The organism is Streptomyces sp. NPDC002209, from assembly GCF_042890265.1.
In the GTDB taxonomy this organism is placed as follows: Bacteria; Actinomycetota; Actinomycetes; order Streptomycetales; family Streptomycetaceae; genus Streptomyces.
Map to the genome: position 1 here is coordinate 68513 of NZ_JBIARX010000018.1, position 15646 is coordinate 84158.

Below are 15646 nucleotides of genomic sequence, written 5' to 3' on the forward strand. Positions count from 1 at the left end.
TCATGTCGGCATGACCGAGGTGTCCTCCCTCACAGGGCGGCTGCTCGTGGCCACCCCCGCCCTCGCGGATCCGAACTTCGACCGCGCGGTGGTGCTCCTGCTCGACCACGACGAGCAGGGCTCGCTCGGCGTGGTCCTCAACCGGCCCACCCCCGTGGGCGTCGGCGACATCCTGCTGCCCTGGGCGACGCTGGCCGGCGATCCGGGGGTCGTCTTCCAGGGCGGCCCGGTGGGCCTGGACTCGGCCCTCGGCGTGGCGGTCATCCCGGGCGAGGAGGGGCCACTCGGATGGCGCCGCGTGTACGGGGCGATCGGCCTGGTCGACCTGGAGGCCCCGCCGGAGCTGCTGGCCGCGGCCCTGGGCTCGCTGCGGATCTTCGCCGGCTACTCGGGCTGGGGCCCGGGCCAGCTGGAGGTCGAGCTCGGCGACGGCGCCTGGTACGTGGTGGAGTCGGAGCCCGGGGACGTGTCCTTCCCGGACCCGGAAAGGCTGTGGCGCGCGGTGCTGCGCCGCCAGCGCAGCGAGCTCGCGATGATCGCCACCTATCCGGACGACCCGTCGCTCAACTGACCCGCGCGGGGGTCGGTACCCTGGCTTTTATGAGCACTCTTGAGCCCGAGCGCGGGACTGGTACGGGGACCCTCGTAGAGCCGACGCCGCAGGTGTCCCACGGCGACGGCGACCACGAGCGCTTCGCCCACTACGTCCAGAAGGACAAGATCATGGCGAGCGCCCTCGACGGGACCCCCGTCGTCGCGCTCTGCGGCAAGGTCTGGGTGCCGGGCCGGGACCCGAAGAAGTACCCGGTCTGCCCCATGTGCAAGGAGATCTACGAGTCGATGGGCCCCGGCGGGGACAAGGACAAGGGCGGCAAGGACAAGTAGTCCGGCAGCCCGGCAGCCCGGCAGCCCGGCAGCCCGGCAGCCCGGCAGCCCGGCAGCCCGGCGGTCCGGACGCCCGGTCCGCACCGGCCGGCCCGGACCGCCGGCCCGTTCCCGGCAGGACTTCCCCGGGACTCCGGCAGGACCGAGGCAGGACCAAGGCAGGACCAAGGCCCCTGGATGCGCTGGTGCGCGTGCGGGGGCCTTTGCCGTGCCCGGGGGGAGGGCCATGCGGTCACGCCGAGGCACCGCACCGGACGACGCGGAAACGCACCCCACTTCCCCGAGACCGCATAGGGTCTGCCGCAGCGCGGGCGCCAGGCGCGTCATGCGAAACGTGCGTTGCGCATCCCGCAACGCCCGGACGGTGGAGGGGCCGAGGCCATGCCCGAGTTGATTCCGGAGCCGCGGTACGCGCGATTCGACCGCGACGCCGGCACGTGCGTGCTGGACGATCCGCTGCTCGACGCCGGCCCCGGCGCCGAGGGCACCGCCCGCTGGCTGCGCCGGGAGCTCGGCGCAGCCACCGGCTGGGAGCTGCCCGCGCCGGCGCAGGGGGAGACGTACGGCGAGCGCGCGGTCATCCGGCTGGTCCTGCGCCCCGAGCTCGCGCGCAGCGCCGGTGCGGAGTCGTACGAGCTGCACGTCACGCAGCGGCGGGTGCTGCTCGAAGGCGCCGACCCGGCGGGCCTCTTCTACGCCGCGCAGACGCTGCGTCAGCTGCTCGGGCCCGAGGCCTACCGGCGCGCGCCCACGGCACCGGGCCGCGGCCGGCGGCTGCCGGTCGGAGACGTCCGGGACGGGCCCCGGTTCGGCTGGCGCGGGATGATGCTCGACGTGGCCCGGCACTTCATGCCGAAGGACGGCGTGCTGCGGTACATCGACCTGCTCGCCGCGCACAAGCTCAACGTGCTGCACCTGCACCTGACGGACGACCAGGGCTGGCGGGTCGAGATCAAGCGCCACCCGAGGCTCACCGGGGTCGGCGCCTGGCGGCCGCGCAGCCGCTGGGGGCACCGGGCCTCGCCGCTGTGGAACGAGACCCCGCACGGCGGCTTCTACACGCAGGACGACATCCGCGAGATCGTCGCGTACGCCGCCGAGCGGCACGTCCGGGTGGTCCCGGAGATCGACGTGCCGGGGCATTCGCAGGCCGCGATCGCCGCGTACCCGGAACTGGGCAACACCGACGTCGTGGACACCGCCGCGCTGGAGGTGTGGGACGACTGGGGGATCAACGAGAACGTCCTCGCGCCGACCGAGGCCGTACTGCGCTTCTACGAGGGTGTGTTCGAGGAGCTGCTGGAGCTGTTCCCGGCGGACGTCTCGCCGTTCGTGCACGTGGGCGGCGACGAGTGCCCCAAGGCGCAGTGGCGCGCATCGGCGGTCGCGCAGGAGCGGATCCGGGAGTTGGGGGTGGACGGCGAGGACGGGCTGCAGTCCTGGTTCATCCGCCACTTCGACGGCTGGCTCGCGCAGCGCGGGCGGAGGCTGATCGGATGGGACGAGATCCTGGAGGGCGGGCTCGCGCCGGGGGCCGCGGTGTCCTCGTGGCGCGGGTACGCGGGCGGGATCGCCGCCGCGGAGGCCGGGCACGACGTGGTGATGTGCCCGGAGCAGCAGGTGTACCTGGACCACCGTCAGGCGGGCGGTCCGGACGAGCCGATGCCGATCGGGTACGTGCGCTCGCTGGAGGACGTGTACCGCTTCGAGCCGGTGCCGCCGAAGCTGTCGCCGCAGGCCGCGTCCCACGTGCTGGGCGCGCAGGCCAACGTGTGGACCGAGGTGATGGAGAACCAGGGCAGGGTCGACTACCAGGTGTTCCCGCGGCTGGCGGCCTTCGCGGAGGTGGTGTGGTCGCGGCTGCCGGAGCCGGGGGAGCGGGACTACGCGGGCTTCGAGGCCCGGATGGGCGGGCACTACCGGCGCCTGGACGCGCTGGGCGTGGACTACCGGCCGCCGGGCGGGCCGTTGCCGTGGCAGCGGCGGCCCGGGGTGCTCGGGCGTCCGATCGAAGGGGAGCCCCCGAACGTGTGACGCGGGTGGGGACGGGCGGCGGCCGGTGGCCGGAACCCGTCCACGCCCTCGCGTGCCCTTGCGCGCACCTCCCGTGCCCTCGCACGCCCCTTGCGCGGCCCTCCCGGGGGCCTCGCGGGGGCCTGCGCGGCCTCGCCGGACCTCGCGGGGTGTGCGTGCGGCGCTCGTGCGGCTGCGGGCGGTCGGCGGGCGGTCGGCGTGCGGCCTCGCGCGGCCTTCCGGACGGTTCGGCACTGTTCGGAATCCTTGGGACTTCTGCGGAACTCCGGAGGCTTACGGGACGTCCTTCATCCTTGGGGGTTGTCGGGAACTCTTGCTCGATTTCGGTGCATTAGGCGAATATTGCCGATTCGGTTGATTCAGTGGATACGGGGCAAACCGGACGGCCGGAAGCTTCAGGGGGCGCCCGCCGGACCCTCGCGCCGGGTGGTGGGGAAGATGTGCCAGAGTTGCCACGTCCCGGCGGTGAGCACGTACCGTACGGCGGACAGGCGTGAGCGCCGGGACCGGGACATCGGGAAGGGGCAGCTGGGTTGACCACGCACGCACCGCATGCACTGCATTCATCTCAGGGGCCGCAGGCGGCGCAGTCCGTGACGCTGCCGGCCTCGCTCGACGAGGCCGTGGCGGCGCTCGCCGCCATGCCCGCTGCCGTGCCCGTCGCCGGCGGCACCGACCTCATGGCCGCCGTCAACGCCGGGCTGCTGCGGCCCGCCGCGCTGGTGGGCCTGGGCCGGATCAACGAGATCCGCGGCTGGCAGTACCAGGACGGGCACGCCCTGCTCGGCGCCGGGCTCACCCACGCGCGGATGGGACGGCCGGATTTCGCCGCTCTGATCCCCGCGCTGGCCGCCGCCGCGCGCGCCGCCGGGCCCCCGCAGATCCGCAACGCCGGCACCCTCGGCGGCAACATCGCCACCGCCGCGCCGACGGGCGACTCACTGCCCGTGCTGGCCGCGCTGGAGGCCATCCTCGTCATCCACGGCCCGGGCGGCTCGCGCCGGGAGATCCCGGTCTCGCACCTGCTGGCCGGCCGCGAGATGCTGCGGCCCGGCGAGCTGATCGGCTTCGTACGGGTGCCGCTGCTGCACGCGCCGCAGGTCTTCCTGAAGGCCACGGGCCGTACGGGGCCCGGGCGTGCCGTGGCCTCCGTGGGGCTCGTACTGGACCCGGCGCGCCGGGGTGTGCGCTGCGCGATCGGCGCGGTCGCCCCGATGCCGCTGCGGCCGCTGGAGGCCGAGCAGTGGGTGGCCTCGCTGATCGACTGGGACGGCGAGCGGACGCTGGCCCCCGAGGCACTGGAGGCCTTCGGCGAGTACGTCGCGGCCGCCTGCGTGCCCGACCAGGGAGAACCGGTGGCTCCCGGTGTACTGCATCTGCGGCGGACGGTGGCCGTGCTGGCACGCAGGGCCCTGGGGAGGGCGCTGACCTCATGAGTGGGAACGAGAACGTGAGCGGAACGGCGGGGGAGGCGGGTCCCGCGGCACCCGCAGGGCCTGCGGACCGGACCGGCGCCGGCTGGGGCTGGGAGCCGGTGCCGCAGGGCGGCGAGTACGACTCCGACGCGACGGCCTTCGTGAAGCTGCCGCAGGACATGCTGGACGCGCTCGGCACCGGTGAGCCGCTCGCGGCACCCGGGCACGGCTACGTGCCGCCGCCGATGATCGTGCCGCTGGGCTCCGCCAGCGCGGATCCGGCGGCGACGGGGACGTGGACGATTCCGGTGCAGTGGCCGGAAGCGGGGACGACGCCCCAGGCAGGCCCGGGGACCGGCGGCGCCGGTGCTGCGGGCACGGCCGCGCCCGCGCCGGTCGGCGGGCCGATCCCGGCCTCGATCCCGATTCCGGCGTCGGTGGCGGCGGCGTTCGCGGACCAGCGCCAGGGCCAGGTTCCGGGCCACGGCCAGGAGCTCGGGCAGGGCCAGGCCCACGGCCACGCCCAGGGCCAGGCTGCGGGGCACGGTCCGGCTTCGGCCGAGGCCGGGCACGATCCCGGTGCGACCGCCGAGTGGCGGTTCCCGGAGGCCGTGCAGGACTCCGAGCCCGTGACCACCGGCCAGTGGACCCTTCCGGAACTCCCCGAGGAGACCGGCGAGTTCCGGCGGAGCGGGCTGGAGGCCGACTGGAGCCAGGCTCCGGCGACGCTGCCGGGCGGCGCTGCGGCCCCCTGGGCGACCCACCCCGACTTCGAGGCCGCGGCAGCCGCGCGCCCGGAAGCCGCTCCGGGCGCCGCTGCGGATGCTGCTGCGGGCGCCGTGATGAGCTCGGGCGTACTGCCCGACGCACGGTCGGACGCGGATGACGCGGGCACCTCGGGCGCGGGCCTGCGGCGGCTCGGCGGCCCCGGCGTCGGCGGCCCCGGGCGCGGCCCGAGGGTGCTCGGCGGGCCCGGCGTGGGCACGCTCCCGGAGGGGGAGCCGGCGCATCCGGCTCCGCACGACATCGAGGCCGCCCACGGTCCGGCGGCGACGCCGGTCACGGCGGAGCGGCCGCACCCGGGGGCGGAGGCCCCCGAGCTGCCGGCGGCGGCTGCGGCCGGCGCGGCGCTGGCCGTGGGCCTGGCCCGGGCCTCCGAGGCGGCCGGGGCAGAGGCGGCCGGGGCCGTGGCGCCGGTCGCGGAGCGGGAGCGCGAGGTGAGCGCCGTCGCGGCGGCGGAGTACGCCCTCGCGGGCGGCCCGGGCGCAGACGGCATCGGCGGCGCCGGCGGTACCGGGGGCTTCGCGGAGCCCGGGGACACGAACGGGCACGGTTTCACGGCATCCGGCCACGGCGCCGCCGGGGCGGAGCCCGGGCCGGCCGGTGAGCCCGGTGAGCACGGGTTCTCGGCGGATCCCGCCGGGACCGACGGGCACGGCTTCGCGGTCGGGCTCGGCGGAGCCGCCGGGGTGGTTTCGCAGGCCGGGGCGGACGGGGGCCCGGGCTCGGGCCCGGGCGAAGCCGGGGCCGCGGGCGTGCCGGGTGCGGACACCGCCGACAGCGCCGTGGCGACGCCGGATGCGGCAACGGCCGGAGGTTTCCCGCTCGAGGGGCCGGCGTACGAAGAAGAAGCGACTGCCGAGGCCGTCGCCCATCACGAGCACCCGCTGGCTTCCTACGTCCTGCGCGTCAACGGCGCCGACCGGCCCGTCACCGGTGCGTGGATCGGCGAGTCCCTGCTCTACGTGCTGCGCGAGCGCCTCGGCCTCGCCGGCGCCAAGGACGGGTGCTCGCAGGGCGAATGCGGTGCGTGCGCGGTGCAGGTCGACGGGCGGCTCGTGGCCTCCTGCCTGGTTCCGGCCGCGACGGCGGCGAGCAGCGAGGTCCGCACGGTGGAGGGGCTCGCCAGCGGCGGGGAACTCTCGGACGTGCAGCAGGCGTTGTGCAGGTCGGGTGCGGTGCAGTGCGGGTTCTGCGTGCCCGGCATGGCCATGACCATCCATGACCTGCTGGAGGGCAACCACGCCCCCAGCGAGCTGGAGACCCGGCAGGCCCTGTGCGGGAACCTCTGCCGCTGCTCCGGCTACAAGGGCGTCATCGAGGCCGTCCGCGAGGTCGTCGCGGAGCGCGAGGCGACGGCCGCGGCCGACGCCCCGGCGGCGGGGCCTGCCCCCGGCAACGGGTCCGGGCTCGGCAACGCCGCCGGGAACGGCCCGGAGGCGCGCATCCCGCACCAGGCGCCGCCCGGCGAGGGCGGGATCCACCACCACGGAGGCATGGCGTGAGCGGGCACGACGCGGCCACGGCAACGGCGACGGCGACGGTAACGGTCTCCACGAGCGCGTCGGCGGCCGCGCCGCCCGAGACGGGCGAGCAGGAGGTGCCACGCGGAATCGGAGCCTCCGTACCGGCCGCCGACACGCGCGCCAAGAGCGAGGGCACCTTCCCGTACGCCGCCGACCTGTGGGCCGAGGGCCTGCTCTGGGCCGCCGTGCTGCGCTCCCCGCACGCCCACGCCCGCATCCTCTCCGTCGACACCTCCGCGGCCGCCGCCATGCCCGGCGTGCGCGCCGTCGTCACCCACGCCGACGTCCCCGGCGCGACCACGCACGGCCGCCGCATCGCCGACCGGCCCGTCTTCGCGCACGACGTCGTACGCCACCACGGCGAGCCCATCGCCGCCGTCGCCGCCGACCACCCGGACACCGCGCGCCTCGCCGCCGCCGCGATCGCCGTCGAGTACGAGCTGCTCGACGCGGTGACGGATCCCGAGCAGTCCTTCGGGGCCCCCGCCCTGCACCCCGACGGCAACCTGATCCGGCACATCCCGCTCCGCTACGGCGACCCGGAGGTCACCGGCGAGGTCGTCGTCGAGGGCCTGTACCTGATCGGCCGCCAGGACCCCGCGCCCATCGGCGCCGAGGCCGGGCTGGCCGTGCCGCGGCCCGACGGCGGCGTGGAGATCTACACCGCCTCCACCGACCCGCACCTGGACCGCGACCTGGCGGCGGCGTGCTTCGGCCTCGAACCGGACCGCGTCCGCGTCGTCGTCACCGGAGTCCCGGGCGCCACGGCCGACCGCGAGGACGCGGCCTTCCAGCTCCCCCTGGGCCTGCTGGCCCTGCGCACCGGCCACCCGGTGAAGCTGGCCGCCACCCGCGAGGAGTCCTTCCTCGGCCACACCCACCGCCACCCGACGCTGCTGCGCTACCGCCACCACGCGGACGCGGACGGGCGCCTGGTCAAGGTCGAGGCCCAGATCCTGATGGACGCGGGCGCGTACGCGGACTCGTCCTCCGAATCGCTGGCCGCGGCGGTGGCGTTCGCGTGCGGCCCGTACGTGGTCCCGCACGCCTTCGTGGAAGGCTGGGCGGTCCGCACGAACAACCCCCCCTCGGGCCACGTACGGGGCGAGGGCGCGATGCAGGTCTGCGCCGCGTACGAGGGCCAGATGGACAAACTGGCCGCGGCACTCGGCATCGACGGCGCCGAACTGCGCCTGCGCAACGTCCTGGCGACGGGCGACCTGCTCCCCACGGGCCAGACGGTCACCTGCCCGGCGCCCGTGGCCGAACTCCTGCGCGCGGTGCGCGACTACCCGCTCCCGTCCCTCCCGAAGGACACCCCGGAGGAGGAGTGGCTGCTTCCGGGCGGCCCGGAGGGCGCGGGCGAGCCGGGCGCGGTGCGGCGCGGCGTCGGGTACGGCGTGGGCATGGTCCACATGCTCGGCGCGGAGGGAACGGACGAGGTGTCGACGGCGACGGTCAAGGTCGTCAACGGCTCGGCGACGGTCATCTGTGCGGCGGTGGACACCGGCCAGGGCTTCTCCACCCTCGCCCGCCAGATCGTCCAGGAGACGCTGGGCGTGGACGAGGTGGTGACGGCCCCGGTCGACACCGACCAGCCGCCGGCGGGCCCGGCGGCCCACGGCCGCCACACGTGGGTGAGCGGCGGCGCGGTCGAACGGGCGGCCAAGATGGTCCGCACCCAGCTCCTCCAGCCGATGGCCCACAAGCTGGGCATGTCGACGGAACTCCTCCAGATCCAGGACGGCCGGATCACCTCGTACGACGGAGCCTTCTCCACGACGGTCGCCGAGGCCATGGCGGGCAAGGAACTCTGGGCGACGGCCCAGTGCCGCCCCCACCCGACGGAGCCCCTGGACGGCGACGGCCAGGGCGACGCCTTCGTGGGCCTGGCCTTCTGCGCGATCCGCGCGGTGGTGGACGTGGACATCGAGCTGGGCTCGGTACGGGTGGTGGAGCTGGCGGTGGCCCAGGACGTGGGCCGCATCCTCAACCCCCGCCAGCTGGAAGCCCGTATCGAAGCGGGCGTCACGCAGGGCGTGGGCGCGGCGCTGACGGAGAACCTGCGCTCGGCATCGGGTGTGATCCGCCACCCCGACCTGACGGGCTATGCGCTGCCGACGTCGCTGGACGCGCCGGTGGTGCGCATCGTCAAACTGGTCGAAGAGCGGGACGTGGTGGCACCGTTCGGGGCGAAGGCGGCCAGTGCGATTCCCGTGGTGACGACCCCGGCGGCGGTGGCCTCGGCGGTACGGTCGGCCACGGGCCGCCCGGTCAACAGGCTCCCGATCCGCCCTTCGGCGGCGGTCGCGGCGCCCAACTCATGACCGTGTGACCCCCATTGCACGTGCAACCCCGAGCTTGGGACTGTCGGAACCGGTCGCTAGAGTGATCGGTAAGACGTAATACGCGCGCGTGCGAACGGGTGCGAACGGGGACGGGGAGCGGCGGAAACGCTGCAACCACGGGGATTTCGGGGAGTCGGGGAGGCCATCGTGGCAGAGGAGAAGGCGCCGGACGGGCTGTTGGGTCTGGGCGGCATGAACGCGGGTCTGGCGGACGCGATCAGGAAGCAGGCGGCCTCACAGCAGGCCGCGGCCGACCTGAAGATCGAGCACGACACGCTGTCGGAGTACCAGAAGATGGTCGATGACCTCCTGGACGACCTCACGGGCTCGGCCGCGGACCACAAGAAGCTGGCAACCAACACCCTGCCGGCGGCCAAGCTCGGCTCGGGCTTCCCGGAGGCCGACGCCCTCTTCAAGTCGTACACGACGGTCGTCTCGGAGCTGGAGAAGCTCTCGAAGGGCCTGGCGGGGCAGATCGAGGCCCTGGGGATCGCGATCTTGATGGCGGGCAAGGGCTACAGCGGTGTGGACGAGGACACGCAGCGACGTATGGCGGCCATCGCCAAGCAGGCGAAAGAAGAGTACGTGCCGGAGCGCGACCCGTATGTGGAGGAGCAGCGCAAGCTGGCGGCATCGAAGCACCCTGGCCCCGAGACTCCTGGCACCGGTGGCAACGCGACGGGGGGTAACTACTGATGGCAACGAATTTTGAGGGCTACTCGCACCAGAAGTTGCGCGAGATGAGGGCCTCGCTGGACCCGACTGCGGTCAAGGACCGCGCCGACCGCCTGCAGAAGGCGTCCGAGGACATCGCGAAGATCGCGGAGAAGCTCAAGAACCACCGGGTCACCGGCTGGGAGGGCGAAGCGGCAACGAAGTTCCAGGAATGGGTGGGCCGGGCGGGCAACGCGACGCTGCGACTGAGCGAGTACAGCGCGACGGGCGCGAAGTGGATGGGCGAGACCGTCCAGAAGATGATCGAGGCGCGGGACATGCCCGCCTACGACACGAAGTCCGCCGAGAACCTGGAAGCGGCCCGCAAGGCCCACAACGACCCGGACGCGCAGCAAATTGCCAGCCAGGAGCGGAGCAAGCTCGACGCGGATCACCGCGAGTCGATCAGGTTGATGAACAACCTGGCGCAGTCGTACGAGCTGTCGTACGGCGAGATGAACAAGGCGGAGATCCCGACGTTCCCGCCGCCGCCGGGGGACTTCGTGCCGCCAAATGTCTATGAAAGCCAGGACATGGCGCGGCCGGGATCTGGCGGAAGCGTTGGATCTGCCAGCTCCTCGCACTCGTACACGACCGCGTCCCCTGAGGCCCCATCGAACGAGCCGGGCTCCGTGCAGGGCCATCAGCCGAAGGCGGACAGCACCCCGCCCCAGACGACGGTGCCCACGCCCCTGCCCGGGATCCCGGACCGCAACGTGGACGTGGACCTCGACCACGTCGGGACCCTGCCGCCGCCCACGACGACCCTGCCCCCGACGACGGGCACGCCGGTTCCCAACCTCCCGGTGGGTCCCGGACCCGGCCCCATCGCTCCCCTCCCGCCCGTGGGGCTCCCGCCGATCACCGGGAAGACCGTCCCCGGACTCGGTCCCGGCCTCGGTCAGCTGCCGAGCCTCGGTCCCGGCGGTAACGGCCTCAGCAAGGTCAACCCGATCGCCGGCCTGCCCCCGCGGGATTCCGGCATCATGGGCGGCCGCCAAGTGCCGACCAGCGGCCCCAACCCGGGTATCCCGCGCGGCACGGTCATCGGCACCGAAGGCACGCAGACCGGCCGAGGCATGATGGGCGGTCCGCACGGTGGTGGTGGCCACGCCGGCGGCGTGAGTGGTTCCCCTGCGGCACGTCGGCTGGCCTCCGAGCCGGGCGGCATCGTGGGCGGCCGCCAGGCTGTGGCAGGCGGACGCATGGCCACCGGCGGTCAGCCGTTCACCCAGGGCGGCTCGGGTCTCGTGCGCAACAGCGGCGGTGCCATGGGCCACGCGGGTGCGGGTACGCATGCTCCGGGCAGGCGGCGTGAGGACCAGGGCGGGGAACGCCCCGACTACCTGGTCGAGGACGAAGAGACCTGGCAGGGCGACCGTCGTGTTGCTCCGCCGGTGATCGACTGAGCAGAACGGACGTTGTACGAGATGCACATGCGCAAGGCGACCGCGGCCCTCGTGGGCCTGCTGCTGGCCGGGGTCGCCGCGACCCCGGCCCATGCGGAGACCATTCGCTCGCAGCAATGGCATCTCGACACGATGAAAGCCGAAGACATCTGGAAGATCAGCACCGGTAAAGGCGTCACCGTTGCGGTGATCGATAGCGGTGTCGACCAGATCCCGGAGCTCGAGGGCCAGGTCCTACCGGGCAAGAATTTTCCTGCTGGTGATGTAGAGACTGGCCGAGACAACGATTACAACGGGCACGGCACCGGTGTCTCTTCCATGATCGCCGCAACTGGAAAGCACCCGACTGGCGATGGAGCATACGGTCTTGCGCCTGGGGCTAAGATCCTCCCGATCCGGGTGGGCAGCGTGCTGGACGGAGCGAGTACCCCATCCTGGGTCGATGCCATTCGGTATGCGGCTGATTCCGACGCCAAGGTCATCAATATCTCCCTGGCCATTGCCGGTACGCCGAAAGACGATGAAGCCCGTCGCGAAGCGGTGAAGTATGCGCTTTCCAAGGGGAAGCTGATCTTTGCCGGTGCCGGCAATGACGGGGATACGGTCAACGAGGTCATGTACCCCGCCGCAACCCCCGGAGTAGTGGCGGTCGGTGCGGTGGACGCCAAGGGCGAGCCGACGAAGGAATCCCAGCACGGCCCGCAGATCGATATGGCTGCCCCGGGCATGGACATCGTCACGGCATGCAAGGGCAAGTCAGGGCTGTGCAAGACCCACGGCACCAGCGACGCCACCGCCCTCGCCTCCGCCTCCGCCGCCCTGCTCTGGTCCGCGCACCCGAACTGGACCAACAACCAGGTCCTCCGGGTCCTCCTGAACACCGCCGGCAAGCCGACCGACGGCGCCCCGCGCAACGACTACATCGGCTACGGCATCGTCCGGCCCCGGATCGCCGTGCCCACCCCCGGTGACCCCGGTCCGGCGGATGTCTTCCCGCTCCCTGACCTGGCGGCGGCGGACGGGAAGAACTCGCCGGCCCCGTCGGCCGACGGCAAGAAGCCCGAGTCCACAGCGCCCCAGGCAGAGGCCAGGAAGGACGGCGGCAGCAGCCTCCTCTGGATCGGGCTTGGCCTCGGGGCCTGCGTCCTCATCGGGGGAGCCGTCACGGCGGTCGTGGTCCGGCGCAGGAACGCCTGACAGAGCCCGTTGCGCGGCCGCGGCGCCACCTCGGCTGGCCGGGGCCGCCGCGGCTCCGGCCGCCCGTGCTGAGACGGTTCGGCCCCAGCAGCGTCATCTCGTTGCCATGAAGGCCGACGACACCCGGAAGACCAGCACCGGCAAGGGCGTCATGGACACCGTCCTCGGCCGGATCCCCGCGCTCGAGGGCCAGGTGGTCCTGGGCAGAGACGTCTCACACGGGTACGAAGGCGACGAGCGGGCACCGACAAGCGACTGGGGCCCAGGCGTCAACACCTCCCCTTCCGTGTCCCCGAAGGCGACGGAAACCCCGTGCCTCCCTCAGCGACTCACCGAGGCGACAGCAGCGTCATCCGCCTCACCGGCCCCGGCCGACGCAAGCCTCCCCCCCACATCCGCACCCCGCGTACGGAACCGGACAGACACCAGCAGGCTCCTTCCCCCGGCCGTCCCCGGGATGGGAGCCTGCCTGCTCGACGCCGGAGCCGTAACCACAAGCACAGTTCAACGTGTTAGACGCTGATGTGACACAAGGAGAAAAGCACGCGATGTCGTTCGACGAGGAATGGTCCACCGCGCGCGCCACCGCCGCGGCCAACGTCTCTATGCGGCTCAACCACGTCCCCGCCGATCCCGGCGGTGGCGGGGCCGGCAGTGGTGATCTCGAGATCAACCAGGACCACATCGGCGCCATCGGGACCGAGGCCTACAAGCTGCACTCCCGGCTCCTGACCGACGGCAAGCACGCCGCTGCGTCCTCGGCCGAGGCGGCCGGTGCGCTGTCCAAGGAGAGCTTCGTCAGCGGTGCCGCTCTGGCCAAGGCCAACACCGCATGGGATAGCCAGGTGAAGACCTTGGTTGCCGCCTGCGCGAACGTCTCCAACGGACTGAACTATTCGCTCTCCTCCCACGCCAAGGACGAGCAGCAGCTCCAAGCCGACTTCACGGCCTCCGCCATCGACAAGTACCTCAAGTAGGCCCACGATGCTGACGTACGAGAACGTGCTCAACGCACCCGTCGACAAGCTCCAGACGGCCGTCACCGACTGGAAGGCGATGGCCGACAAGCTCGACGAACTGGCCGAGTCGGCCCGCAACGGGATGAAGGCGAAGTCGGACAAGGCCCAGTGGAGCGGTGTCACCGCGGGTGTGGCGCGAGGGTTCGTCGACAAGACGGCCAAGGAGTTCGAGGACGCGGCCAAAGAGGCCAAGGGCATCCACAAGGCCCTGACCGAGGGGCTCGCCGTCTTCAAGTCCTCCAGGGAGCAGCTGAAGAAGATTGCTGTGGAGGAGGCTCCGGCGGCCGGCTTCCAGGTGGACGCGGGCGGGCGGGTTTCCGCCACCCCGCTCGCCTCCGAGGGGGAGCGGAACGCGGCGCGCCACGATCCCGACTACCAGCAGTCCATCCGTGAGAACCGCGGGCTGTGGCAGAAGAAGATCGACGACATCATCGACAGCTGTGACGACATCGACCAGTCGCTGGCTCGCATGCTTGCCGCCAACGTCACCGACGGCCACGACTTCAGCGGACCCAGGTACGGCAGCCTCCACGCCGAGCAGGGCGGCCATGCCGCAGACCTGGCCAGGAAGGGTCGGGATCTGACGCACGTCGAGCTCGTCGAGCTCAACGAACTGCTGGCGGACAACGCCAAGGTCCCGGAGTTCTCCAAGGACTTCTACGAGGCACTCGGCCCCAAGGGCGCGCTCCAGTTCTTCGGGTACATGTCCACGGACACGTACGACTACTCGAAGCTCGACGAGCAGCGACTCAAGGACGTCCAGGAGCTCCAGAAGAACCTGGGACTGAACCTCGCCACGGCCACCAACGCCAAGAGCGAGCCCCACCTCCCCGACAGCTTCGCGCAGGACCTGCGCAAGCTCGGCACCCAGCACATCCCGCTCGCGCAGTACGACCAGCACCCGCCCTACGGGTACCAACTGCTCGGCGGCATCATGCGGTACGGGAACTACGACCCCAAGTTCCTGGTCCCGATCGCCGAGCACGCCACGCAGATCCATGCCAAGGATCCGGACTTCTTCAACCAGACCCGCCAGCTGAACGGCTACGGCAAGAACCTCTTCAACCCCTCCGGGGTCAACGGCGCCGGCTACGACCCGGTGGTCAGCTTCCTGGAGGCGCTGGGGCACAGCCCGGAGGCGTCGGCCCAGTTCTTCGACCCCGATCGGCCCCCGCACGCGTACAACCAGGACGGCACGGAGAAGTCCGGCCCCGCCGACCTGGGCAAGGACGCGGAGAAGAAGCCGGTCAAGAACTACCTCGACTTCTTCGGCAACGCGAAGTACGACTTCACCATCGACATGGAGGGCACGAACCCGGACGACCTGAAGAAGGTCCAGCAGTACATGCCGGACGCCCTCGGCCACGCCCTGGAGGCGGCAACCCTGGGCCACGCCTGGGACGACCCGAGGCCCGAGCTCCACCGGACCGAGCAGGGCGCCAGGGTGATGGAGGCGGTCGTGCAGAAGTACGGAGGGGACGCCGGTCTGCTCAAGGCGCACGAGTCGCTTTCGGACAGCGTGGGCAACATGACCGCGGGGTACATCGACGACGTCAACCGGGCGATCGCGAACCAGGACGGCGAGAGCGTCTTCGAGCCCACGACCAGGGTCGGTCACGTGGACCTCGAACTGGAGGACGCGCGGAACCTGCTGAGCACCCTGGGACAACACCCGGATTCCTATGCAGCCGTGTCCACGGCAGAGCGCATCTACTCGGCCAGCGTGCTGGAAACGCAAGGGTTTCACGACGGTCAGGTCGACGAGGGCCGTGCCCGCGCGTCCATCCGTACGGGTGCCGAAGTCCAGGGCATGCTCGACGAGTCCCGCGCCGAACAGGTCAAGGCCATGGGCGAGAAGCAGCACGAGGAGTACGAGAAGGCACACGAGAAGCAGTCGGCGTGGGTGGAGTTCGGCACGACCGCGGCCATCGCGGCCGGTGTGGCATTCCTGCCGGCCACTGCGGTGGCTGCCGGTGCTGCGGCGATCGTGGTTCCGCTGGCGGTGGATGTCGGCAGCGGCGCAGTGGAACAGGTCGCCTCCCAGGTGGTCGGCGAATGGTCGGACGGTGCAGTGGAGAAGCACAAGGACGACGGCGAAGCGAAGACACACGCCACGACCAAGGCCATGTACCAGGCCGGGGAGCACAGTGCCCGAGCGCCCATGAAGGAGTTCATGGAGCGTCACGCCGTCGCTCCGACCAGTGTTCTCGGAAACGACCTGACCGAGTCGATGCTCGCCGGGTACCAGGCGGGCAACTCACGTGCGGAGCAGCAGGGGCACGCACCCGAGACGGGCAAGAAGGAGTGACGGGCGGAAGA

At 72.2% G+C, this 15646-nt stretch carries 11 protein-coding genes; all 11 read left to right on the plus strand.

Going from position 1 to position 15646, the window contains the following annotated elements:
* Positions 1-10 precede the first annotated feature (10 nt).
* Complete coding sequence (locus tag ACFYXK_RS27665) at positions 11-571, plus strand: YqgE/AlgH family protein (RefSeq protein ID WP_389413563.1); 561 nt, start codon at positions 11-13, stop codon at positions 569-571.
* 29 nt (positions 572-600) lie between these two features.
* Positions 601-885: a DUF3039 domain-containing protein gene (locus tag ACFYXK_RS27670; protein WP_030010729.1), complete on the plus strand. Its 285-nt coding sequence runs from the start codon at positions 601-603 to the stop codon at positions 883-885.
* Positions 886-1266: 381 nt separating this feature from the next.
* Complete coding sequence (locus tag ACFYXK_RS27675; protein WP_389413564.1) at positions 1267-2919, plus strand: beta-N-acetylhexosaminidase; 1653 nt, start codon at positions 1267-1269, stop codon at positions 2917-2919.
* 533 nt (positions 2920-3452) lie between these two features.
* Positions 3453-4355, plus strand: a complete 903-nt coding sequence (locus tag ACFYXK_RS27680) for an FAD binding domain-containing protein (RefSeq protein ID WP_389413565.1) — start codon at positions 3453-3455, stop codon at positions 4353-4355.
* Positions 4352-6619, plus strand: coding sequence for a (2Fe-2S)-binding protein (locus ACFYXK_RS27685; RefSeq protein WP_389413566.1), 2268 nt, complete (start codon positions 4352-4354; stop codon positions 6617-6619). Before ACFYXK_RS27680 ends, ACFYXK_RS27685 begins: the two co-directional genes overlap by 4 nt.
* Complete coding sequence (locus tag ACFYXK_RS27690) at positions 6616-8967, plus strand: xanthine dehydrogenase family protein molybdopterin-binding subunit (protein WP_389413567.1); 2352 nt, start codon at positions 6616-6618, stop codon at positions 8965-8967. Before ACFYXK_RS27685 ends, ACFYXK_RS27690 begins: the two co-directional genes overlap by 4 nt.
* 168 nt (positions 8968-9135) lie before the next feature.
* Entirely contained in the window at positions 9136-9684 is a 549-nt protein-coding gene (locus tag ACFYXK_RS27695; RefSeq protein WP_389413568.1) for a hypothetical protein, read from the plus strand.
* Positions 9684-11111, plus strand: coding sequence for a WXG100 family type VII secretion target (locus ACFYXK_RS27700; RefSeq protein WP_389413569.1), 1428 nt, complete (start codon positions 9684-9686; stop codon positions 11109-11111). The genes ACFYXK_RS27695 and ACFYXK_RS27700 overlap by 1 nt, the downstream gene beginning before the upstream one ends.
* A 27-nt stretch (positions 11112-11138) precedes the next feature.
* The gene (gene mycP / locus ACFYXK_RS27705) at positions 11139-12308 is read left to right on the plus strand and encodes a type VII secretion-associated serine protease mycosin (protein WP_389413570.1); all 1170 of its coding nucleotides are present in this window, start codon (positions 11139-11141) and stop codon (positions 12306-12308) included.
* Positions 12309-12856: 548 nt separating this feature from the next.
* Positions 12857-13285, plus strand: coding sequence for a hypothetical protein (locus ACFYXK_RS27710; RefSeq protein ID WP_389413571.1), 429 nt, complete (start codon positions 12857-12859; stop codon positions 13283-13285).
* Positions 13286-13292: 7 nt separating this feature from the next.
* Positions 13293-15635, plus strand: a complete 2343-nt coding sequence (locus tag ACFYXK_RS27715) for a hypothetical protein (protein WP_389413572.1) — start codon at positions 13293-13295, stop codon at positions 15633-15635.
* Positions 15636-15646 lie beyond the last annotated feature (11 nt).

What these genes read in the sequence shown, in the direction of transcription:
- ACFYXK_RS27665 (WP_389413563.1), top strand. Translation starts at nt 11, where the DNA reads ATGACCGAGGTGTCCTCCCTCACAGGGCGGCTGCTCGTGGCCACCCCC.
- ACFYXK_RS27670 (WP_030010729.1), top strand. Translation starts at nt 601, where the DNA reads ATGAGCACTCTTGAGCCCGAGCGCGGGACTGGTACGGGGACCCTCGTA.
- ACFYXK_RS27675 (WP_389413564.1), top strand. Translation starts at nt 1,267, where the DNA reads ATGCCCGAGTTGATTCCGGAGCCGCGGTACGCGCGATTCGACCGCGAC.
- ACFYXK_RS27685 (WP_389413566.1), top strand. Translation starts at nt 4,352, where the DNA reads ATGAGTGGGAACGAGAACGTGAGCGGAACGGCGGGGGAGGCGGGTCCC.
- ACFYXK_RS27700 (WP_389413569.1), top strand. Translation starts at nt 9,684, where the DNA reads ATGGCAACGAATTTTGAGGGCTACTCGCACCAGAAGTTGCGCGAGATG.
- mycP (WP_389413570.1), top strand. Translation starts at nt 11,139, where the DNA reads ATGCGCAAGGCGACCGCGGCCCTCGTGGGCCTGCTGCTGGCCGGGGTC.
- ACFYXK_RS27710 (WP_389413571.1), top strand. Translation starts at nt 12,857, where the DNA reads ATGTCGTTCGACGAGGAATGGTCCACCGCGCGCGCCACCGCCGCGGCC.
- ACFYXK_RS27715 (WP_389413572.1), top strand. Translation starts at nt 13,293, where the DNA reads ATGCTGACGTACGAGAACGTGCTCAACGCACCCGTCGACAAGCTCCAG.